Annotated in this window: 20 protein-coding genes; 14 read left to right on the top strand and 6 right to left on the bottom strand. The window is 72.8% G+C overall.

All coding sequences use genetic code 11. The annotated features are described in order from the left end of the window. Nucleotides 1–487 precede the first annotated feature (487 nt). Nucleotides 488–1,009, top strand: coding sequence for an HPP family protein (locus ACFI33_RS06200; protein WP_127435289.1), 522 nt, complete (start codon nt 488–490; stop codon nt 1,007–1,009). 16 nt (nt 1,010–1,025) lie between these two features. On the opposite strand, the gene ACFI33_RS06195 is transcribed toward ACFI33_RS06200, so the two are convergent. Continuing rightward, nucleotides 1,026–2,156 (bottom strand): histidinol-phosphate transaminase, encoded by a 1,131-nt coding sequence (locus ACFI33_RS06195; RefSeq protein ID WP_174233304.1) that lies wholly within the window; start codon nt 2,154–2,156, stop codon nt 1,026–1,028. Nucleotides 2,157–2,212: 56 nt separating this feature from the next. After that, on the bottom strand, nt 2,213–2,941 hold the full coding sequence (locus ACFI33_RS06190) for an IclR family transcriptional regulator (RefSeq protein WP_095347250.1): 729 nt from the start codon (nt 2,939–2,941) through the stop codon (nt 2,213–2,215). 199 nt (nt 2,942–3,140) lie between these two features. On the opposite strand from ACFI33_RS06190, the gene ACFI33_RS06185 reads away from it, so the two are divergent. Beyond that, complete coding sequence (locus ACFI33_RS06185; protein ID WP_127435526.1) at nt 3,141–5,054, top strand: FAD-binding monooxygenase; 1,914 nt, start codon at nt 3,141–3,143, stop codon at nt 5,052–5,054. Between the two features lie 35 nt (nt 5,055–5,089). Here ACFI33_RS06185 and ACFI33_RS06180 read toward each other — a convergent pair whose 3' ends face one another. Both ACFI33_RS06180 and ACFI33_RS06175 read right to left on the bottom strand, forming a co-directional pair. Beyond that, the gene (locus tag ACFI33_RS06180; protein ID WP_095347248.1) at nt 5,090–6,622 is read right to left on the bottom strand and encodes a hypothetical protein; all 1,533 of its coding nucleotides are present in this window, start codon (nt 6,620–6,622) and stop codon (nt 5,090–5,092) included. Continuing rightward, the gene (locus ACFI33_RS06175) at nt 6,619–7,056 is read right to left on the bottom strand and encodes a hypothetical protein (RefSeq protein WP_095347247.1); all 438 of its coding nucleotides are present in this window, start codon (nt 7,054–7,056) and stop codon (nt 6,619–6,621) included. The genes ACFI33_RS06180 and ACFI33_RS06175 overlap by 4 nt, the downstream gene beginning before the upstream one ends. A gap of 259 nt (nt 7,057–7,315) precedes the next feature. Here ACFI33_RS06175 and paaA point away from each other — a divergent pair, with 259 nt between their 5' ends. The 12 genes from paaA (at nt 7,316) to ACFI33_RS06115 (ending at nt 17,479) form a co-directional block, all read left to right on the top strand. Further along, nucleotides 7,316–8,323, top strand: a complete 1,008-nt coding sequence (gene paaA / locus ACFI33_RS06170) for a 1,2-phenylacetyl-CoA epoxidase subunit PaaA (RefSeq protein WP_095347246.1) — start codon at nt 7,316–7,318, stop codon at nt 8,321–8,323. Between the two features lie 3 nt (nt 8,324–8,326). Beyond that, nucleotides 8,327–8,629: a 1,2-phenylacetyl-CoA epoxidase subunit PaaB gene (paaB, locus tag ACFI33_RS06165; RefSeq protein ID WP_020624884.1), complete on the top strand. Its 303-nt coding sequence runs from the start codon at nt 8,327–8,329 to the stop codon at nt 8,627–8,629. Beyond that, nucleotides 8,626–9,459 (top strand): 1,2-phenylacetyl-CoA epoxidase subunit PaaC, encoded by an 834-nt coding sequence (paaC, locus tag ACFI33_RS06160; RefSeq protein ID WP_127435154.1) that lies wholly within the window; start codon nt 8,626–8,628, stop codon nt 9,457–9,459. The genes paaB and paaC overlap by 4 nt, the downstream gene beginning before the upstream one ends. Continuing rightward, the gene (gene paaD, locus ACFI33_RS06155; protein ID WP_098094236.1) at nt 9,456–9,965 is read left to right on the top strand and encodes a 1,2-phenylacetyl-CoA epoxidase subunit PaaD; all 510 of its coding nucleotides are present in this window, start codon (nt 9,456–9,458) and stop codon (nt 9,963–9,965) included. Before paaC ends, paaD begins: the two co-directional genes overlap by 4 nt. Then, nucleotides 9,965–11,134 carry a 1,2-phenylacetyl-CoA epoxidase subunit PaaE gene (gene paaE / locus ACFI33_RS06150; protein WP_127435153.1) on the top strand — a complete coding sequence of 390 codons (1,170 nt, stop codon included), beginning with the start codon at nt 9,965–9,967 and terminating at the stop codon, nt 11,132–11,134. The genes paaD and paaE overlap by 1 nt, the downstream gene beginning before the upstream one ends. 31 nt (nt 11,135–11,165) lie before the next feature. Then, nucleotides 11,166–11,951 carry an enoyl-CoA hydratase/isomerase family protein gene (locus tag ACFI33_RS06145; protein WP_049146507.1) on the top strand — a complete coding sequence of 262 codons (786 nt, stop codon included), beginning with the start codon at nt 11,166–11,168 and terminating at the stop codon, nt 11,949–11,951. 231 nt (nt 11,952–12,182) lie between these two features. Next, on the top strand, nt 12,183–13,541 hold the full coding sequence (locus ACFI33_RS06140; protein WP_127435152.1) for an MFS transporter: 1,359 nt from the start codon (nt 12,183–12,185) through the stop codon (nt 13,539–13,541). Between the two features lie 290 nt (nt 13,542–13,831). Continuing rightward, nucleotides 13,832–15,049: a thiolase family protein gene (locus tag ACFI33_RS06135; protein ID WP_102708659.1), complete on the top strand. Its 1,218-nt coding sequence runs from the start codon at nt 13,832–13,834 to the stop codon at nt 15,047–15,049. Between the two features lie 4 nt (nt 15,050–15,053). Continuing rightward, nucleotides 15,054–15,839 carry an enoyl-CoA hydratase/isomerase family protein gene (locus ACFI33_RS06130; RefSeq protein WP_127435151.1) on the top strand — a complete coding sequence of 262 codons (786 nt, stop codon included), beginning with the start codon at nt 15,054–15,056 and terminating at the stop codon, nt 15,837–15,839. A gap of 8 nt (nt 15,840–15,847) precedes the next feature. Then, nucleotides 15,848–16,735, top strand: coding sequence for a 3-hydroxyacyl-CoA dehydrogenase family protein (locus tag ACFI33_RS06125; protein ID WP_127435150.1), 888 nt, complete (start codon nt 15,848–15,850; stop codon nt 16,733–16,735). Between the two features lie 121 nt (nt 16,736–16,856). Continuing rightward, complete coding sequence (locus tag ACFI33_RS06120) at nt 16,857–16,985, top strand: hypothetical protein (protein ID WP_255420486.1); 129 nt, start codon at nt 16,857–16,859, stop codon at nt 16,983–16,985. Beyond that, entirely contained in the window at nt 16,985–17,479 is a 495-nt protein-coding gene (locus tag ACFI33_RS06115) for an SRPBCC family protein (protein WP_127445790.1), read from the top strand. The genes ACFI33_RS06120 and ACFI33_RS06115 overlap by 1 nt, the downstream gene beginning before the upstream one ends. Before the next feature lie 23 nt (nt 17,480–17,502). Here the strand turns inward: ACFI33_RS06115 and panD are convergent, their stop codons facing one another. Further along, nucleotides 17,503–17,940 carry an aspartate 1-decarboxylase gene (gene panD, locus ACFI33_RS06110; RefSeq protein WP_127435342.1) on the bottom strand — a complete coding sequence of 146 codons (438 nt, stop codon included), beginning with the start codon at nt 17,938–17,940 and terminating at the stop codon, nt 17,503–17,505. Nucleotides 17,941–18,123: 183 nt separating this feature from the next. Continuing rightward, nucleotides 18,124–19,116, bottom strand: a complete 993-nt coding sequence (locus tag ACFI33_RS06105) for a DUF559 domain-containing protein (RefSeq protein ID WP_095695022.1) — start codon at nt 19,114–19,116, stop codon at nt 18,124–18,126. Nucleotides 19,117–19,215 lie beyond the last annotated feature (99 nt).

Genomic DNA, 19,215 nt, shown 5'->3' with positions numbered 1-19,215 from the left:
GCGCCACAGCACCGACCGCAGCGGCTCCCCACGCCGCAGTCTTCCTGAGCAGGGCCATGATGGCCTCCTTGCTGTGTGGCACCCAGAGGATCCCCTGATCCCCTGTGACGCCTCCCACATCCCTGTGAGTAGGGTACTCATCCCCCCCCCCGACGGGGTGTCAAGGAGATTCCTCGGCGCATTCCGACCGCGCTCGGGGGCCTCGCCCGTGCCGTGCCGCTGGCCTTTCACGGCGCGGGGCGGCCTGCCGGCCGACGTCGTCGGTTGAGTTATCACCGGTCGTAGGCCGCCGCACCCGGGATAAGTCAACCGGCGTTCCTCCGAGGCCGCACGGGACGCCGAGGACGCCCTCGTGGCGCTGCGCCGCTGAGCGGCCGTCACAGTCCCTCCCCCTCGGCCCCCGGACGGCCCCGGGCCCCGCCCGCGGCCTACCCTGGAGGAGCCCGACCCGGGCCGCGACCGAGTCACGAGGAGATGAGACGAGCGCATGACCCGCCTGCCCGGTCTGCGTCCCCCACGGTTCCTGGACCCGTGGCGTCGCCCGCTGGCCCCCCGTCTGCCCTGGCACGTGGTCCTCGCGGCCTCGATCGCGGGGGCACTGACCATCGCCACCCTCAGCCTCGGCGAGGACCTGGCCTCCGCGCCGCTGCTGGTGGGCGCCTTCGGCTCGTCCTGCGTGCTCGTGTTCCTCGTGCCGCACGGCCCGCACTCCCACCCCGCCAACGTGCTCGTGGGGCACGTGGTCTCAGCCGCATGCGGGATCGCCGTGATCTCCGTGCTGCCCCTGGCCTGGTACTCGCTCGCGGCCGGCATGGGCCTGGCGATGGCCGTCATGGCCGGGCTCCGCGTGATCCACGCCCCCGCAGGCGCCACCGCGCTGACGGTCATGCTGAGCAACGCGGACTGGCACTACCTGGTCACCCCGGTGCTCGCCGGGGCACTGGTCCTCACCGCGTGCGCGCTGCTGTACCGCCGCCTGATGTGGCGGGTGATCGGGCCGCCGGCGTGAGCCCGCGCCGACCCGCTCACGTCAGGAAGTCGCGCGCGACCTCGAGGAAGCGGTCGTTGGCCTCCTGCTCGCCGATGCTCACGCGCACGCCCTCGCCCGCGAACGCCCGGACGGACAGGGCCCGGGCCTGGGCGGCCTCGGCGAACGCCTGCGTGCGCTCGCCGAGCGGCAGCCACACGAAGTTGGCCTGCGATGAGGGCAGGTCCCAGCCGGCCTCGGCCAGGGCGGCGGCGACGCGCTCGCGCTCGTCGACGACGACCTGCACGCGCTCGAGGACCTCGTCCAGGTGCTCGAGCGAGGCGATCGCGGCCTCCTCGGCCACCGTGGACACCGCGAACGGGGTGGCCACGGTGCGCAGGGCCTTCGTGATCTCCGGCTGCGAGACCGAGTAGCCCACGCGCAGGTTGGCCAGGCCGTGCGCCTTCGAGAAGGTGCGCAGCACGACGACGTTCGCGTGCTTGCGGTACATCTCCAGGCCCTTGACCGCGTCCTCGTCGCGGACGAACTCCACGTAGGCCTCGTCGATGACCACGAGGATGTGCGCGGGCACGCGCGCCAGGAAGTCCTCGACCTCGGCGGTCGTGAGCACGGGGCCGGTCGGGTTGTTGGGGGTGCAGAGCAGGATCACGCGGGTCCGCTCCGTGATCGCCTCCAGCATGGCCGACAGGTCGTGGCGGTGGTCCGCCGTGAGCGGCACCTGCACGTCCACGGCGCCGGCGGTGCGGACCACGATCGGGTAGGCCTCGAAGGAGCGCCACGCGAAGATCACCTCGTCGCCCTCCCCTGCCTCGCCGTGGCCGGCGAAGGCGGTGATGACCTGGGCCAGGGCGCCGAGGGAGCCGGCGCCGGTCACGACGTCGTCCGCCGGGACGTCCAGGTGCGTGGCCAGGGCCTGGCGCAGGCCGGTGGAGAGGGTGTCCGGGTAGCGGCAGAGGGTGCTGGGCGCGCCCTCCGGGCCGGTCACGACCTGACGCACCCGGTCGATCACGCCGGGCACGGGCGCGTAGGGGTTCTCGTTCGAGGAGAGCTTGTAGGGGTGCAGGCCCGGGACGGCGACCGGCGGCTTTCCGGCGGCGTACGGCGGCAGCATGCCGACCTTCTTGTGGGGCGCGACCACGGCGGGCGTCTGCTGTGCGTCATCAGTCATGGCCACCAGGGTAATGCGGGCCGCGGACGCCGTGAGCGGCACCACGGGACCCGGGCTCAGGCTGCGCCGAAGGCGACGGCGACGGCCCGGGCCGCCTCACCGAGCCGGTCTCCGAGGCGTGCCGGGTCCTCCGGCCGCGTCGCGTAGACCACGGCGAGGGCGGCGGGCAGCTGGCCGGGGACCCGCAGCGGCACGGCGACCGAGGAGACGCCGGTGATGACCTCGTCGGAGCTGACGGCCCAGCCGCGCTCCCGCACGTCGTCGAGCTCGGGCCGCTCAGGCGGGGCCTCGCCGGGCAGCCGCGCCCACTCCTGTCCGGTCAGGGTGGCGGCGATCGCCATCCCCGGCGCACCGACCCCGAGGGGGTGCCGGGTCCCCGGCCGCTGCGTGACGAGGTTGCCGCTGGGCGGCTCGGCCGTGGCCAGGGTGAGGCAGTGGGCCCCGTCCCACACCACCAGGAACGCGGTCATGCCCAGGTCGGTGGAGACGGCCGTCAGGTGCGGCATGGCCGCAGCGCGCAGATCCTGCTCCACCCGGCGGGCGAGGACGGCCAGGCCGGGGGCGGCGTGGACGCGGCCGAGACCGTCGCGGCGCAGCAGGCCATGGGTCTCGAAGGTGCGCAGCATGCGGTAGGCGACCGAGCGATGGACGCCCAGGCCGTCGGCGAGGTCGGCGATGGTGGGCGGCTCGGGCGCCTCCACGACGGTCTCGAGCAGGGTGAGCGCGCGGGAGAGCGTCTGGGAGGGTGCGCCCTCCCGGACCGGGCCGCCGTCGTGCTCCGCCATCTGTGCTCCTCGCCTCGGGTGCCGGACGTGACGCGCCCGGGGCGTGGTCGGCCCGCGCGCCGGTTGTGAACCCGGTCACGTCCGCGTACAGTCTGGCACACATGTGTTCCCAGGGAGAACACCGTGCTCTCTGAGAGAACACACCGTCGGGTGGCACGCTCGCCGCGCAGCGACATCCCCCGCAGCGAAAGGACCCCCCATGCTCTTCCACCACCACGGCTATGTCTCCACGAACCCGCGCGTCCAGGTGGCGGCCGGCATCGGCCTGGACCGCCCCGCCGAGCTGCCGGACGAGATGGACGTGCTGATCGTCGGCTCGGGCCCGGCCGGCATGATCGCCGCCGCCCAGCTCGCGATGTTCCCGGACGTCCACACCCGCATCATCGAGCGCCGCCCCCACCGCCTCGAGATCGGCCAGGCGGACGGCATCCAGGCCCGCTCCGTGGAGACCTTCCAGGCCTTCGGCTTCGCGAGCGAGATCATCGACGAGGCCTTCGACCTGACCTCCATGGCGTTCTGGAACCCGGCCGAGGACGACGCGGACACGATCGTGCGCACCTCGCTGGCCGAGGACGACCCGGAGGGCGTCTCCGAGTTCCCGCACCTGATCGTGAACCAGGCCCGCATCCTGGACTGGTTCGCCGAGTACATGAAGAACTCCCCCACCCGCGCGCGGCCGGACTACGGCTGGGCGTTCGAGGCCCTCGAGGACACGAACGACGGCGAGCACCCCGTGCTCGTGACCCTGCGCCGCACCGTGGACGCCCAGGGCAACACCCTCGAGGACCCCGCCTCGGGCCCGACCCGCCAGGTGCGCGCCAAGTACGTGGTGGGCGCGGACGGCGCGGGCTCCCGCGTCCGCAAGGCGATCGGCCACACCCTGACCGGCGACGCCGCGAACCACGCGTGGGGCGTCATGGACGCGCTGGCCGACACGGATTTCCCGGACATCCGCACCAAGTGCGCGATCCACTCGTCCAGCGGCTCGATCCTCCTGATCCCCCGCGAGGGCGGCCACCTGTTCCGCATGTACGTGGACCTCGGCGAGGTCCCGGCGGACGACGACCACAAGGTTCGTCAGACTCCGCTCGAGGAGATCATCCGCCGGGCCCAGCAGATCCTGCGCCCCTACACGCTGGACGTGAAGGAGGTCGCCTGGCATTCGGTGTACGAGGTGGGCCACCGCCTCACCTCGGGCTTCGACAACCGCGAGCGCGTGGCCCACCCCAACGTGTTCCTGCTCGGCGACGCCTGCCACACCCACTCCGCGAAGGCCGGCCAGGGCATGAACGTGTCCATGCAGGACGGCTGGAACCTCGGCTGGAAGCTGGGCCAGGTGCTCTCCGGGATGGCCCCGGCCGAGCTCGTGCCGACCTACTCGGAGGAGCGCAAGGAGATCGCCAAGAACCTGATCGACTTCGACAAGGAGTGGTCGACGCTCATGGCCAAGCCCACCTCCGAGCTGGGCGACCCGAACGAGGTGGCCGAGTTCTACACGAAGACCGCCGAGTTCCCGGCCGGCTTCATGACGGAGTACCGGCCCTCCCTCCTCACCACGGACGCCACCGGTCAGGCGCTGGCGCAGGGCTACCCCATCGGCAAGCGCTTCAAGTCGGCGCTGGTGGAGCGCTCGTGCGACACCAACGTCAAGCACCTGGGCCACCTGCACCGCGCGGACGGCCGTTGGCGCGTGTACGTGTTCGCCGACGCCGCCTCCCCGCGCGCCGAGGATTCGAAGGTCGCGGCGTGGGCGAAGGCGATCGTGGAGGACCCGCGGTCCTTCCGCAACCGCCACACCCCGTCGGACGGGCCGGAGGACGCCCGCTTCGACATCAAGGTCGTGTACCAGCAGAAGCAGACCGAGTTCGCCCACCCGGACGTGCCGTCGATCTTCCGGCCGACCACCGGCTCCCTCGGCCTGCACGACCTGAACAACATCTTCGCCACGTGCCGGCCCACGCACGGCGAGGACATCTTCGAGGCCCGCGGCATCAGCCGTGACGGCGCCGTCGTCGTGGTCCGCCCGGACCAGTACGTCTCCGGCGTCTTCGGCCTGGACGAGGTCGACCGCCTGGACGCGTTCTTCGCCGGCGTGCTGCTCGACGCGAACTGAGCGAGCGGGCGACGGGCGCCCCGCCGCCGGCGCGCTCACCGGGATCCCGGGGGCAGGTGGCCCCGCTCGGGCGGCGTGCGGCGCAGGCGCACCGCCCGGCTCGAGGCCACGGTGCCGGCGGTCAGCCCGGCCAACGCGGCGGAGAGCCCGGCGACCTCCGCCCGGGACGCGGGCTCGGCAGCCTCGAACTGCCGGATCAGGTCCACCTGGGCGTCGAAGTCGTGGGCGACGCCCAGGTCGTCCTCGACCGCCAGCGGAGAGGCGGTCCGGAAGCCACCCCCGGGCGCATCCCATCCGTGGCCGGCCGGGTGGAAGACCACCTCGGCCCGGCGCGACGAGACGGGGGTGGGCGCCCCGTCCGCGGCGACGGCCAGGTCCCCGTCCGAGGAGAACTCCAGCACCGCGGTCCGCCCGGTCTCCACCGCGTTGCCGGACGGAGCCCCGATCGTCATGACGCCGGCCACGGGATACACGGACGTGAAGTCCTCGCGCCCGGCCAGGTTGACGGCGTGCACCCCGCCCTGGGAGTAGCCGGCCAGGACGAGCGGGGCGCCGTGCGGGACGCCGGCCGCCTCGAGCGCCGCCCGCACCGCCGGGGCCGTGACCTCGGACCCGGAGCCGAGGGCGTCCAGCAGCCCGCCGGCGTCCCACGGGTCGGTCGACTCGGGATCCGGGATCAGGCCGCCGCGGGTGCCCGGCAGGCCCACCACCCAGGCGCGGCTCCCGTTCTCTCGCACCACCTCCGTGACCGTGAGGTCCCCGTCCCCCTCCGCGCGCGGGATGAGCGAGGCCAGCCCCGTGGCCGAGCCGTCCAGCAGGGCGGGCGCCGTCGGCCGGTCCTGCGGCGCCCCGTGCAGGGTCACCGCGCCCCGGGGCGCCGCGCCGGCGAGGGTCAGGGCGTCCGCCACCACGGTCCACGCCTCGTCCGGGGAGACCCGCAGCGCCTCGGTGAGGTCCGACGCGGCATCCGTCCCCTTCTTCGCGGCGGAGGAGACGGGCCGCTTCAGCACGCGCTTCTGCGCCCTCGTCAGCATCTTCACGTCGATCCGTGCCAGGGCCGCGAGCAGGGGGAACCCGGCGGCCGCGAGCATGGCGGCCACGATGGCCTCGGGCACCGCCTGGACGACGTCCTGCACGAGCCGCTCCGCCTCGCGGGTGGTGAGGCCGTCATGGCCGTCCCGCCAGAGCAGCGCCGGCAGTTCCCCCAGGGAGGCGTCCTCGGCGGCCATGATGCCGGCCGCCGCGCGCTCGGCCTCCTCGTAGCGGGCCGCCGCGGAGAGCAGGTCACGGTGCAGCTCGGCGCACTGCTCCGACAGGTTCCGCACCCGACCGACCGCCTCCGCCAGTCGGTCCTGCAGCAGGGCGGCGGAGGCGAGCCACGTGGCCGACCGGCCCAGCCCGAAGGCGGCCGCGTCGACCTGCCACGAGGCTCCGGCCGCCTCGTCGGCGGCGTGCTCGTGCCGCCCGGCCACGACGCGCATCTCCTCGGCCTCCGCGTAGATCGAGCCCGGTCCGCCGTGCGTGCTGAAGGCCACCGCCCCCGGGCCGGCACCCCGCCCGCCGGTCACGCCGCCACCGCCAACGAGCGCAGGACGGCCAGCGCCGTCTCCTCGGCCGCCCGCTCCCGGGCCTCGGCGTCTCGGCGTGCGTCCTCCGCCTCCCGCTCGGCGGTGGCCCGCAGGGCGAGCCACTCCCCGGCCTCCCGTTCGAGCTCCGCCGCCAGGGTCGCCGCCCGCCGCACGGCCTCCCCATAGGCGCCGGCGGCCTCGCCGCGCCATGCCGTGTGCAGCGCCGAGCGCACATCCGTGGCGGCGCTGACCAGCCCGCCCAGCGCCGTGCGCAGCTGCGTCTGGGCCACGGCGAGGTCGGCGAGTGCCTGCTCGGCGGCCTCCCGCTCGCGACGGGCGGGGTCGGCCCACGCGACCAGGCGGGCGGCGTCGTCGTCGAGTCCGACGGCCCGCAGGGCCGTGGCGATCTGCTGAGGTCCGATGAGGGGTGACATGCGGCCACCGTAGGGAGGGCCCGGGCCCCGCGACTGCGGCGAGGGGCGATCCGGGGATGGGGGACGCCGTCGGGACGCCTGTGCAGGAGCCAACCCTCTCGCACCGTCCCGGCGGCCGCGTCGCACCCGGGTCGCGCCGGCTTCGGCGTGTTGACCGAGGTCACACCCTGGCCTATTCTGAACGAGCGGTCAGTAATTCGATGCGCCCCGGTGCGCCCTGACCACGGAACCAGCCCGCACTCAGCGTGAGGTGATCCCCATGACGCAGACCAGCTCCCCCCAGCACCTGGCCTCCGTCCCGTCCCCCGAGGATGCGGCCGGCCAGGAGAACTTCGATCGCCTGATCGCGGAGGACTCACGCATCGAGCCCCGCGACTGGATGCCCGAGGCGTACCGCAGGTCCCTGACCCGCCAGGTCTCCCAGCACGCGCACTCCGAGATCATCGGCATGCAGCCGGAGGCCAACTGGATCACCCGAGCCCCCTCCCTGAAGCGCAAGGCGATCCTCATGGCCAAGGTCCAGGACGAGGCCGGCCACGGCCTGTACCTGTACTCCGCCGCCGAGACCCTCGGCACCCCGCGGGACGAGCTGAACGAGCAGCTGCTCTCCGGCCGCGCGAAGTACTCCTCGATCTTCAACTACCCGGCCCGCACCTGGGCGGACATGGGCGCGATCGGCTGGCTCGTCGACGGCGCCGCGATCTGCAACCAGGTGCCGCTGTGCCGCGCCTCCTACGGCCCGTACGGCCGCGCGATGGTGCGCATCTGCAAGGAGGAGTCGTTCCACCAGCGCCAGGGCTGGGAGATCCTCTACGAGCTCTCGCACGGCACCCCGGAGCAGAAGCAGATGGCCCAGGACGCCGTGGACCGCTTCTACGGCCCGGCCCTGCAGATGTTCGGCCCGCCGGACGAGGACTCCCCCAACTCCCGCCAGTCCATGGCCTGGAAGGTCAAGCGCTTCTCCAACGACGACCTGCGCCAGCGCTTCGTGGACATGATCGTCCCGCAGGCCGAGGCCCTCGGCCTCACCCTGCCGGACCCGGACCTGAAGTGGAACGAGGAGCGCGGCCACTACGACTTCGGCGAGCTGGACTGGGACGAGTTCATGTCCGTGATCAAGGGCGACGGCCCCATGAACACCCAGCGCATGGCCCGCCGCATCCAGGCCCACGAGGAGGGCGCCTGGGTCCGCGAGGCCGCCGCCGCCTACGCCCGCCGCCAGGCCGAGCAGAACGCGCCGGCCGAGACCCACCTGATCGGAGCCTGACCCATGAGCGAGACCACCGCCGCCTCCCACGCCTGGCCCCTGTGGGAGGTCTTCGTCCGCGCCAACCGCGGCCTCTCCCACGTGCACGCCGGCTCGCTGCACGCCCCGGACGCCACCCTGGCGCTGCGCAACGCGCGTGACCTGTACACCCGCCGCAACGAGGGCACCTCCGTGTGGGTCGTCCCGGCCGAGGCCATCGCGGCCTCCGACCCGGACTCCAAGGGCGGCTTCTTCGAGTCCGCGCAGGGCAAGTCCTACCGTCACGCCACCTACTACCAGCAGTCCGAGGGGGTGCCGCACCTGTGAGCTTCGCGACCAACGACTCCGCCACGAGGCACTCCGCGGGTGTGGCCATCACCGCCGAGGAGATCGCGGCCGGCGAGCAGAAGGCGAGCGACGACGTCGCCCGCTACGCCCTCGCCCTCGGTGACGACGCCCTGATGCTCGGCCAGCGCCTGTCCTGGTGGATCTCGCGCGCCCCGGAGCTCGAGGAGGACATCGCCCTGGGCAACATCGCCCTGGACCTCGTGGGCCACGCCCGCTTCCTCCTCTCCTACGCCGGCACCGCGTGGGGCAGGACCGAGGACGAGCTCGCGTACTTCCGCGACGAGGAGGAGTTCCGCTCCGTCCGCCTCGTGGAGGCCGAGAACGGCGACTTCGCCAAGACCATCGCCCGCCAGCTGTACTACTCGTACTACTCGTACGAGCTGTACACCCGCCTGCGCGAGTCCACGGACCCCACGCTCGCCGCCATCGCGGACAAGGCCCTCAAGGAGGTCCTGTACCACCAGGACCACGCCGCCCTGTGGCTGCAGCGCCTGGGCCTGGGCACCGAGGAGTCGAAGCGCCGCATGCAGCGCGGCCTGGACGAGCTGTGGCCCTACGTGGCCGAGCTCTTCCACGACGACGACGTCGTCCGCGCCCTCGCCGAGCAGGGCGTCGCCGTGCTGCCGTCGTCGCTGGAGGAGCCCACGATGACCCGCATCCGCGCGGCCATCGAGGAGGCCGGCCTGACCGTGCCGACGACGGGCACCGCCCGCGGCGGCGACCGCTCCGGCGCCATGAGCGAGTACCGCGGGTACATCCTCGCGGAGATGCAGTCCCTGGCGCGCCGTCACCCGGGAGCGACCTGGTGACCACCGCCAGCGAGCTGCGCCCCGCCGATCCCGCCGACGCGCGGGTCTGGGATGCGGCCTCCACCGTGCACGACCCGGAGATCCCCGTGCTGTCCATCGCGGACCTCGGGATCCTCCGGGAGGCACGGGTCGAGGGCGAGAGGGCCGTCGTCGTCATCACGCCCACCTATTCCGGCTGCCCCGCCATGGACACCATCACCACGGACGTCACCCGCGCGCTCGGGCGCGCCGGATTCCCCGACGCCGAGGTGCGCCTGGTGCTCCAGCCGGCGTGGACCACGGACTGGATGACGGACGAGGGCAAGGCCAAGCTCAACGAGTACGGCATCGCCCCGCCCGTCGCGCGCACCACGGACGGCCCGATCAGGATCGGCATGGCCGTGAAGTGCCCGCGCTGCCACTCCCTGAACACCCGCGAGATCACCCGCTTCGGCTCCACCTCCTGCAAGGCCCTCTACACCTGCCGGGAGTGCCTCGAGCCCTTCGACTACTTCAAGGTGCACTGATGACCGAGACCACCGACGCCCCCACCACCGGCAAGCGCCGCGCCACGTTCAACACCCTCGAGGTGTCCGAGCTGCGCCGCCTGACCGACGACTCCGTGGAGGTCACCTTCGCGGTGCCCGAGGAGCTCGCCGACGACTACGACTACGTGCCGGGTCAGTACGTGGCCCTGCGCAAGGAGCTCGACGGCGCCGAGGTGCGCCGCTCCTACTCGATCTGCGCCGTCCCGAAGCGCGGCGAGATCCGCGTGGCCGTGAAGAAGGACATCGGCGGCAGGTTCTCCACATGGGCCAACGAGAGCCTCGAGGTCGGCGAGAGGATCGACGTGATGAACCCGCAGGGTGCGTTCACGTCCCGCACGCACGTCACCTCCCTCAACGACGCCCAGAGGGTGGCGGCGGAGAAGGTCGCGGAGAAGAAGGACACGCACCTGGTGGCGTTCGCGGCCGGCTCGGGCATCACCCCGATCATGGCGATCGCCAAGGCCGTGCTCGCGGCCTCCGAGACCTCGCGCTTCGACCTGGTCTACGCGAACCGCTCCGCCATGGACGTGATGTTCGCCGAGGAGATCGGCGACCTCAAGGACAAGTACCCGGCCCGGTTCACGGTGCACCACGTGCTCTCCCGCGAGCAGCGCGTGTCCCCGCTGCTCTCCGGTCGCATCGACGAGGACAAGCTCACCACCCTCCTGGACCGCGTGATCGACGTGCAGGGCACCGACGAGTGGTTCCTCTGCGGCCCGTTCGAGCTCGTGCAGCTCACCCGTGAGACGCTCGCCGCCCGCGGCGTGTCCGAGGACGACGTGCGCTTCGAGCTGTTCACCACCGGCCGCCCGGAGAACCCGCAGGGCCACTCCGGCCGCGTGGTGGAGGTGGACCCGCAGGGCGACAACGTGACCATCGAGTTCAACCTCGACGGCCTCACCGCCAAGGTCGAGTCCCCCACGTCTGCCCACGAGACCGTCCTCAACGCCGCGCTGCGCGTCCGCTCGGACGTGCCCTTCGCCTGCGCCGGCGGCGTGTGCGGCACCTGCCGCGCCAAGGTCGTCGACGGCGCGTACGAGATGGACGAGAACTACGCGCTCGAGAAGGACGAGGTGGAGAAGGGCTACGTGCTCACGTGCCAGACCCGCCCGACCTCCGACTCGATCACGCTGGACTTCGACGCCTGAGCGCCCGCCCACGAGACCGAAGGAGCCCCCGATGATCGAGATCACCGTCGAGAACGGCGTCGCCGAGATCGTGCTGGACGCCCCCCAGAGGATGAACGCCCTGGACGAGGCCGCGCTGGCCGAACTCCAGGCCGCCTACGAGCGGGCCGCCGCCGGCGTCGAGTCCGGCGAGGTCCGGGCCGTGCTGCTGCGCGGCGAGGGCCGCGGCTTCTGCGCGGGCCGCGACATCTCCGCCGTGGTCCCGGCCGAGGACGACGCCACCGCCTACCTGCGGGACAGGGTCACCCCGGTGCTGCGGGCCATGTCCGAGATCCCGGTGCCCACCTTCGCCGCGGTGCAGGGCGCCTGCCTGGGCGTGGGCCTCGGCCTCGCGATCGCCACGGACGTGGTGTACGTGGCCGAGGACGCGAAGATCGGCTCGCCGTTCGCGAACCTCGGGGCCACCCTGGACTCGGGCGGCCACTGGCTGTTCACCGAGCGCCTGGGCGCGCACCGCACCCTGGACCTGATCTACACGGCCGAGCTCCTCTCGGGCGCCGAGGCCGTCCAGGCCGGGCTGTTCTCCCGGGCCCTGCCCGCGGACGAGCTGCTCGAGTTCACCCGCGCGAAGGTCGCCCAGGTGGCCTCCGGCGCGACCCTCGCGTTCCGCGCGTCGAAGGAACTCGTGGCCCAGGTCCGTGACCACCGCGTGGGCCTGTGGGAGTCCCTCGACGCGGAGAACATCGCCCAGGGCGAGCTCTGCGGCACCGCCGACTACGCCGAGGGCTTCCAGGCCTTCCAGGAGAAGCGGAAGCCAGAGTTCACCGGCCGCGGCTGAGCCGCCGCACCCCGCCACCGACGACGGCGCCGCACCCTTCACGCGAGGGGCGCGGCGCCGTCGTCGTCCCGGCCCGGCCGCGTCACATTCCCGTCATCAGCCCGGATCGTGGCGTGAGTCACAGAGGATCGTATACGGTGACGGGTGTCACTTCCCGACCGATCGGTCGGGCACCACACCGTCCCGCCGCCGTCTCACGGCCGGCCGCCGCCCCGCATCCCAGGAGCACCCATGAGCCACACCGTCGCATCCCCCGCGGCGCCCGCCCCCGGGCGCGATCGCCGCGAGGAGCGCAAGGTCATCGCCGGCACCGTCGTCGGCACCACCATCGAGTGGTACGACTTCTTCATCTTCGCCCAGGCCACCGCACTCGTCTTCGCCGCCCTCTTCTTCCAGCCGATGGGCGAGAACGGCTCCCAGATCGCCGCGTGGGCCACCCTCGGCATCTCCTTCCTCATCCGCCCGCTCGGCGCGATCATCGCCGGCCACCTCGGCGACCGCTTCGGCCGCAAGTTCGTCCTGTCCCTCACGCTGATCGGCATGGGCCTGGCCACCACCCTCATCGGCCTGCTGCCCACCTACGCCCAGATCGGCGTGTGGGCCCCGATCCTGCTGGTGGCGCTGCGCCTGCTGCAGGGCCTGTCCGCGGGCGGCGAGTGGGGCGGCGCGGCGCTGCTGTCCGTGGAGCACGCCCCCCACGGCAAGCGCGGCCTGTTCGGCTCCGCCCCGCAGATCGGCGTGCCGCTGGGCATGATCCTGGCCACCGGCGTGCTGTTCATCGTGCGCTCCACCATGTCCGAGGAGCAGTTCCTCACCTGGGGCTGGCGCATCCCGTTCCTGATCTCCGTGATCCTGATCGTGGTCGGCTACCTGATCCGCAAGGCCGTGGAGGAGTCCCCGGTCTTCAAGGAGATGCAGCAGCTCAAGGTAGACGAGTCCGCCCCGCTGGGCGAGCTCTTCCGGCACCACACCAAGGAGGTCATCCTCGCCGCCGTGATCTTCGCCGCGAACAACGGCGTCGGCTACCTGCTCATCGCGTGGTTCTCGAAGTACGGCGGTCCGAAGGGTCTGGGCATGACCTCCTCCGAGGTGCTCATCGCGAGCCTCGTCGGTGGCGTCGGCTGGTTCATCTTCACCCTGCTCGGCGGCTGGGTCTCGGACAAGATCGGCCGCAAGCTGACCTTCGTCCTCGGCTACGGCTTCTTGATCATCTGGGCCTTCCCGCTGTTCGGGCTGCTCAACACCGCGTCTCTGCCGCTGTTCTCGCTGGGCCTGTTCGTCCTGACCCTGGGCCTGGGTCCGTCCTACGGCCCGCAGTCGGCGATGTACGCCGAGATGTTCCCGGCCCGCGTCCGCTTCTCCGGCGTCTCCATCGGCTACGCGCTCGGCACCATCATCGGCGGCGCCTTCGCCCCGCTGCTCGCCGACCAGCTCGTGAAGACCGGCTGGGAGAACGTGGCCTGGTACATCATCGTGATCTCCGCGATCTCGCTCATCGCTGTCCTGTTCGTCCCCAAGGGCATCCAGGACCGCGAGCTGCACGACGAGCAGGTCGTCGCCACCCGCTCCCACCCGGTGGTCCCGGCCTGATCCGGCCCGTCTGACGGGCTCCGCCCGTCCCCACCCCACGACGACGGCGGGTCCTCCTCCGGAAGGGCGCGCCGTCGTCGTGGGCGACCGGACCGGCGCCGAGGCCCGCAGACACGCCGCTACCTCGGGGACGTAACGGCGCGTCTGCGGGCCTCCGCGCGGGCTCGTCCCTGTCCCGTCACACCCGCCCCGCAGTTGACCCCCGTCACACCGGCCCGGAATACTGAACCTGAACGCACGGTCGGTAATTCGCCGCGCCCGCCCCGTCGTCGGTCACTCAAGGAGTCTCCATGTCCGCACAGTCCCAAGCCCTGCTCGTCGGCGGTCGCCGCACGCCCGTCGGCAAGTACGGCGGCGCCCTCTCCTCCGTCCGCCCCGACGACCTCGCCGCCCTGACCGTCAAGGCCGTGGTCGAGGACGCCGGCATCGACCCGTCGGTCGTGGATGAGGTCATCCTCGGCAACGCCAACGGCGCGGGCGAGGAGAACCGCAACGTCGCCCGCATGGCCTGGCTGCTGGCCGGCTTCCCGGACACCGTCCCGGGCATCACCGTGAACCGTCTCTGCGCTTCGGGCATGTCCGCGATCGGCATCGCCACCGCGATGGTGCGCTCCGGGATGGCCGACGTCGTCGTGGCCGGCGGCGTGGAGTCGATGTCCCGCGCCCCCTGGGTGATGGAGAAGCCGACGACGGCGTTCGCCAAGCCCGGTGCGGCCTTCGACACCGCGATCGGCTGGCGCTTCGTGAACCCGCGCTTCGCGGACGGCGAGTTCGGGGAGAAGTTCACCTTCTCCATGCCGGAGACCGCCGAGGAGGTCGGCGAGGTGGACGGCATCACCCGCGAGGACGCCGACGCCTTCGCCGCCCGCTCGCATGCGCGTGCGCTGGCCGCCATCGAGGCCGGCCGCTTCGAGGACGAGATCGTGCCCGTCGTCGTCACGGGCCGCAAGGGCGCCGAGACGATCGTGGACACGGACGAGGGCCCCCGCCCCGGCTCCACCCCCGGGGTGCTCGCCGGCCTGCGCCCGATCATCAAGAAGGACGGCGTGGTCACCGCCGGCAACTCCTCCTCCCTCAACGACGGCGCCTCGTCGATCCTCGTCGTCTCCGAGCGGGCCGCGCAGAAGTACGGCCTGACCCCGCGGGCCCGCGTCGTGGAGTCCACCTCGGCGGGCCTGGCCCCCGAGATCATGGGTCTGGGCCCCGTCCCGGCCACCGAGAAGGCCCTCGAGCGCTCCCGCTGGTCCGTGGCGGACCTGGGCGCCGTCGAGCTCAACGAGGCCTTCGCCACCCAGTCCCTGGCCTCGATGCGGCGCCTCGGTCTGGACCCGGAGACCGTCAACGCCGACGGCGGCGCGATCGCCCTGGGCCATCCGCTGGGCTCCTCGGGGTCGCGTCTCGTGGTCACGCTGCTCGGTCGGATGGAGCGTGAGGGCGCGGACAGGGGCCTGGCCACGATGTGCGTGGGCGTGGGCCAGGGCTCCGCGATGCTCGTCGAGAGGGTCTGAGCAGATGACCGGCTTCAGCCACTTCACGGCACTGCGCGTCGAGGAGCGTGAGGACCGCGTCCACGCGCGCATGGACCGCCCGGGCGTGCGCAACGCGATCGACCAGACCATGGTCGACGAGTTCCACGAACTCTGCGCCCACCTCGAACGCGAGCCGAAGATCCTGATCATCTCGGGCACACAGGTGGAGTCGAAGCGCGAGCCGGGGACGTTCTCCGGCATCTTCGCCTCCGGCGCGGACATCGGACAGCTGCGCGAGCGCCGCCGCGACGACGCCCTGCGCGGTGTGAACTCGCAGGTCTTCGACCGCATCCACCGGCTGCCCATGCCCGTGATCGCGGCGATCGACGGCTTCGCCCTCGGCGGCGGCGCGGAACTGGCCTACGCGGCCGACTTCCGCATCGCCACCCCGGCGCTGAAGATGGGCCAGCCCGAGACGAGTCTGGGGATCACGGCCGCTGCGGGCGCCCAGTGGCGGCTCAAGGAGCTGGTGGGTGAGCCGGTGGCCCTCGAGCTGCTGCTCGCCGGACGGCTCCTGGACGCGCAGGAGGCCCTCGAGCTCAAGCTCGTCACCGAGCTGCACGAGCCGGACGCCCTCCTCGACGCCGCCGACGCCCTCGCCGACCGCATCGCGCAGCAGGACCCGCTGGCGGTGCGGCTGTCCAAGCGCGTCTTCCACCTCCCTCGCGAGGCCCACCCCCACGTGGACGAGATCGCGCAGGCCATCCTGTTCGAGTCCGAGGCCAAGTTCGAGCGCATGCAGGCGTTCCTGGACCGCAAGAAGAAGTGAGGACTGACATGACCGATCAGCAGCACACCCCTGACACCGCTCCGTCCTCCGTGCCCGCCGTCGTCGGCGTCCTCGGCGGCGGCCGGATGGGCGGCGGCATCGCCCACGCATTCCTCGTCTCCGGCTCGTCCGAGGTGGTCGTCGTCGAGCGCGACCCGCAGTCGGCCCAGGCCGCCAAGGAGCGCATCGAGGCCGACCTGGCCGCCTCCCTCGAGCGCGGCAAGATCGACGGCGACCTGGACGAGTGGGCGCAGCGCCTGACCGTCTCCGTGGACCGCGCCGACTTCGCCCGCTGCGACCTCGTGGTCGAGGCCGTGTTCGAGGACATGCAGGTGAAGATCGAGGCGCTCACCGACGTCGAGGCCCACCTGCGCGAGGACGCCTGGCTGGCCAGCAACACCTCCTCCCTGTCCATCGACGAGATCGCCTCGCACCTGCAGCGTCCCGAGCGCTTCTGCGGCCTGCACTACTTCAACCCGGTGCCCGCCTCGAAGCTCGTGGAGGTCGTGATCGGCGAGCAGACCGGTGCGGAGCTCCAGGCCCTGTCCACCGAGTGGGTCCGCGGGCTCGGCAAGACCCCCGTCGTCGTCAAGGACGCACCGGGCTTCGCCTCGTCGCGCCTGGGCGTGGCGATCGCGCTCGAGGCCATCCGCATGGTCGAGGAGGGCGTAGCCTCCCCCGAGGACATCGACGCCGCCATGGTGCTGGGCTACAAGTTCCCGGTCGGCCCGCTGGCGCTGACCGACATCGTGGGCCTGGACGTGCGCCTGGGCATCGCGGAGTACCTCGAGTCCCAGCTGGGTGAGCGCTTCGCCCCGCCGCAGCTCATGCGGGACATGGTGGCCCGCGGCGAGCTCGGCCGGAAGTCCGGCAAGGGCTTCTTCGACTACCGCTGAGCCCCCGGGGCAGGCGCTTTCGAACGTGAGATAGGCCCTATCTCCCGTTCGAAAGCGCCCATTCCCCCGATATCACGTTCGAAAGTGCGGGGGCGGGGCGGGCGCGGCTAACGTGGCGGGCATGGACGAGCCCACGCTGCTGCGCACGGCCCTGCCCGTGGCGAACACGCCCGGCCATCACCTGGACCAGCGGCTCTGGCTCCCCCGCACCCGGCGCCCCGTGGACCCCGAGATCTTCGGCCGGGTCTGATGTCGGTCGACCGCCCCTTCCGCTTCACCCACCGCTGGGCCGTCCCCGCGGACGCCCGGTCCGTGCTGGCCCTGCTCGCCGACCCGGCCGGCTACCCACGCTGGTGGCCGGCCGTCCCGCGCGCCCATCGCCTGGGCCCCGACCGCGCCGCGGTCCGGCTGCGCGGGTTCGTGCCGGTGCGTCTGACGATGGAACGTCTCATCGACGACCGCGCCCGCGGCCTTCTGGTCGCGCACCTGAGCGGGGATCTGACGGGCACCGTGCGGGTCACCGTCCACGACGACGGCGCCCCGGCCGGACACGCGACGCACTGCATCGTGGTGTGGGAGCAGGAGGTGGTGCTGACCTCGTCGTGGATGCGCGCCGTGGCCCGCGTGCCGGGCGCCCGCGCCGCGATGGGCCTCAGCCACGCGGCCGCGATGCACTCCGCGCGTCGGGCGCTCGGGGCCAAGGCCGTGCCGACCGCTGATCCTGCTCGAACGACTCGTCCATGACGGCCCGGCGCGCTCGGGCCGGCTCAGACCTCGGCCTGGGCCTCGTTCCACTCGCGGGACAGCGGCGGGCGGGCGACGCCGTCGAGGAGGCCGTCGGCGGGGTCGACGCCGAGCTCGACGATCCTGTTGTCCGCGTCCACGTGGACGACCTTGGGCTGGAAGTTGCGAGCCTCGTCGTCGTCCATCTGCCCGTAGGCGATGAGGATGACGATGTCCCCCGGATGCACCAGGTGGGCGGCGGCGCCGTTGATGCCGAGCACGCCGGAGCCCCGCTCGCCCGCGATGGTGTAGGTCTCCAGTCGCGCGCCGTTCGTGACGTCCACGATGGACACGAGCTCGCCCGGGAGGATGTCCGCGGCGTCCAGCAGGTCCTGGTCCACGGTCACGGAGCCCACGTAGTGCAGGTCCGCCTGGGTCACGGTGGCCCGGTGGATCTTGGCGTGGAACATGGTGCGCAGCATGCGGCAGAACTCTCCGGATGAGGGGGTGGGGCGGGTCCGAGGGGACCGGTGCTCGATTCTACGCCGGTCCGGAGACGAGGGGCAGGGGCCGACGCCGGCCCGAGGCTCCCGCCCCTCTCGTCGAGGCCCGCAGACACGCCGCCACGTCCTGGCCGTAGCGGCGCGTCTGCGGGCCTGGGCGGGTCAGATCCACGACGGCGGCACTCGGCCCGGCGGGGTCCGCGCGGCCACCAGGCCCCGCAGCTGCCGTACGAAGAGCTCCCAGTGCCCCGGCCGGAACACGTCGGCGGTCACCCGGATCACCTCCCACCCCTCCGCGCGCAGGGCCGCGTCCCGCTCGCGGTCCTCACGCCACTGCCGGCGATCCGTGCGGTGCTGATCGCCGTCGTACTCGACCGCCACCTTGGCCTCCGCCCACACCAGATCCACGCGGAGCCGCTGTCCCGTGGCGAGGCGGATGCACGGGTTCACTGCGGGCTCGGGGACGCCGTCCAGGACGAGCCGCGCCCGCAGCCGGCTCTCCTGCGGCGAGTCGGCCCCGGGGCGCACGAGCTCCAGCGCCTCCCGGGCCGCACGGATCCCGCGCACCCGTCCGCGTTCCTCGACGGCGGCGCGCAGCTCGGCCACGTCCGTCACCCCGGGAGGCAGCCGACGGCGGCGGGCCTCCGTCGGGGCGGTCCGAACCATGCTGTCCCCCAGCGCGACGAGATGCTCGAGCGGCCCGGCGTGCGCGGCGAGGTCCACGAAGGTCCACCCCGGTGCGGTCACACGCACCCCGTCCACGATCCGCACCGGTGCGTCGGCGCGGAGGCGGTGTGAGCGGATCCCGGCCCGGCTCGACGCGGTGCCGTGGCCGCGCGGGGTCGCGATGTGCACGGACCGGTCGGCGGCGAGCGGCCCGGTCAACCACAGGCCGAGCACCCGGGCGGCCGTGACGTGGCTGAACACGCCCTCGGGGTGCAGATCCTGCAGTGCCCGCACATGATCCATGGGGTCCGGTGCGACGCCGCGCAGGCCCCAGAGCCCCCAGCCGAGGGAGACCACGTCCCCGCGCCGCAGCCGGGCCGCGCTCACGCCCGCCTCGCGCGCGGCCGGGGTCGAGAACACCGTCGGAGCGCGGAGGAGGCCGTCCAGTCCGCAGCGCATCGGAGGCAGGGGCGCGGGCGAGCGGGGCATGGGCCGAGCGTGCCCGATCCGGGCGCGCCGCCGTCGTCGTCCGCCGGGATCTGTGGACGACGCCCCACCGAGGCCCGCAGACACGCCGCTACGTCCTGG

The organism is Micrococcus sp. PSi08, assembly GCF_054960655.1.
This window is presented reverse-complemented; position numbering and strand designations above follow the sequence as displayed.

Excerpts from the sequence above, each read along its gene's own strand:
- ACFI33_RS06200 (WP_127435289.1), top strand. The coding sequence starts at position 488 with ATGACCCGCCTGCCCGGTCTGCGTCCCCCACGGTTCCTGGACCCGTGG.
- ACFI33_RS06195 (WP_174233304.1), bottom strand. The coding sequence starts at position 2,156 with ATGACTGATGACGCACAGCAGACGCCCGCCGTGGTCGCGCCCCACAAG.
- ACFI33_RS06190 (WP_095347250.1), bottom strand. The coding sequence starts at position 2,941 with ATGGCGGAGCACGACGGCGGCCCGGTCCGGGAGGGCGCACCCTCCCAG.
- ACFI33_RS06185 (WP_127435526.1), top strand. The coding sequence starts at position 3,141 with ATGCTCTTCCACCACCACGGCTATGTCTCCACGAACCCGCGCGTCCAG.
- ACFI33_RS06175 (WP_095347247.1), bottom strand. The coding sequence starts at position 7,056 with ATGTCACCCCTCATCGGACCTCAGCAGATCGCCACGGCCCTGCGGGCC.
- paaA (WP_095347246.1), top strand. The coding sequence starts at position 7,316 with ATGACGCAGACCAGCTCCCCCCAGCACCTGGCCTCCGTCCCGTCCCCC.
- paaB (WP_020624884.1), top strand. The coding sequence starts at position 8,327 with ATGAGCGAGACCACCGCCGCCTCCCACGCCTGGCCCCTGTGGGAGGTC.
- paaE (WP_127435153.1), top strand. The coding sequence starts at position 9,965 with ATGACCGAGACCACCGACGCCCCCACCACCGGCAAGCGCCGCGCCACG.
- ACFI33_RS06145 (WP_049146507.1), top strand. The coding sequence starts at position 11,166 with ATGATCGAGATCACCGTCGAGAACGGCGTCGCCGAGATCGTGCTGGAC.
- ACFI33_RS06140 (WP_127435152.1), top strand. The coding sequence starts at position 12,183 with ATGAGCCACACCGTCGCATCCCCCGCGGCGCCCGCCCCCGGGCGCGAT.
- ACFI33_RS06135 (WP_102708659.1), top strand. The coding sequence starts at position 13,832 with ATGTCCGCACAGTCCCAAGCCCTGCTCGTCGGCGGTCGCCGCACGCCC.
- ACFI33_RS06130 (WP_127435151.1), top strand. The coding sequence starts at position 15,054 with ATGACCGGCTTCAGCCACTTCACGGCACTGCGCGTCGAGGAGCGTGAG.
- ACFI33_RS06125 (WP_127435150.1), top strand. The coding sequence starts at position 15,848 with ATGACCGATCAGCAGCACACCCCTGACACCGCTCCGTCCTCCGTGCCC.
- ACFI33_RS06120 (WP_255420486.1), top strand. The coding sequence starts at position 16,857 with ATGGACGAGCCCACGCTGCTGCGCACGGCCCTGCCCGTGGCGAACACG.
- ACFI33_RS06115 (WP_127445790.1), top strand. The coding sequence starts at position 16,985 with ATGTCGGTCGACCGCCCCTTCCGCTTCACCCACCGCTGGGCCGTCCCC.
- panD (WP_127435342.1), bottom strand. The coding sequence starts at position 17,940 with ATGCTGCGCACCATGTTCCACGCCAAGATCCACCGGGCCACCGTGACC.
- ACFI33_RS06105 (WP_095695022.1), bottom strand. The coding sequence starts at position 19,116 with ATGCCCCGCTCGCCCGCGCCCCTGCCTCCGATGCGCTGCGGACTGGAC.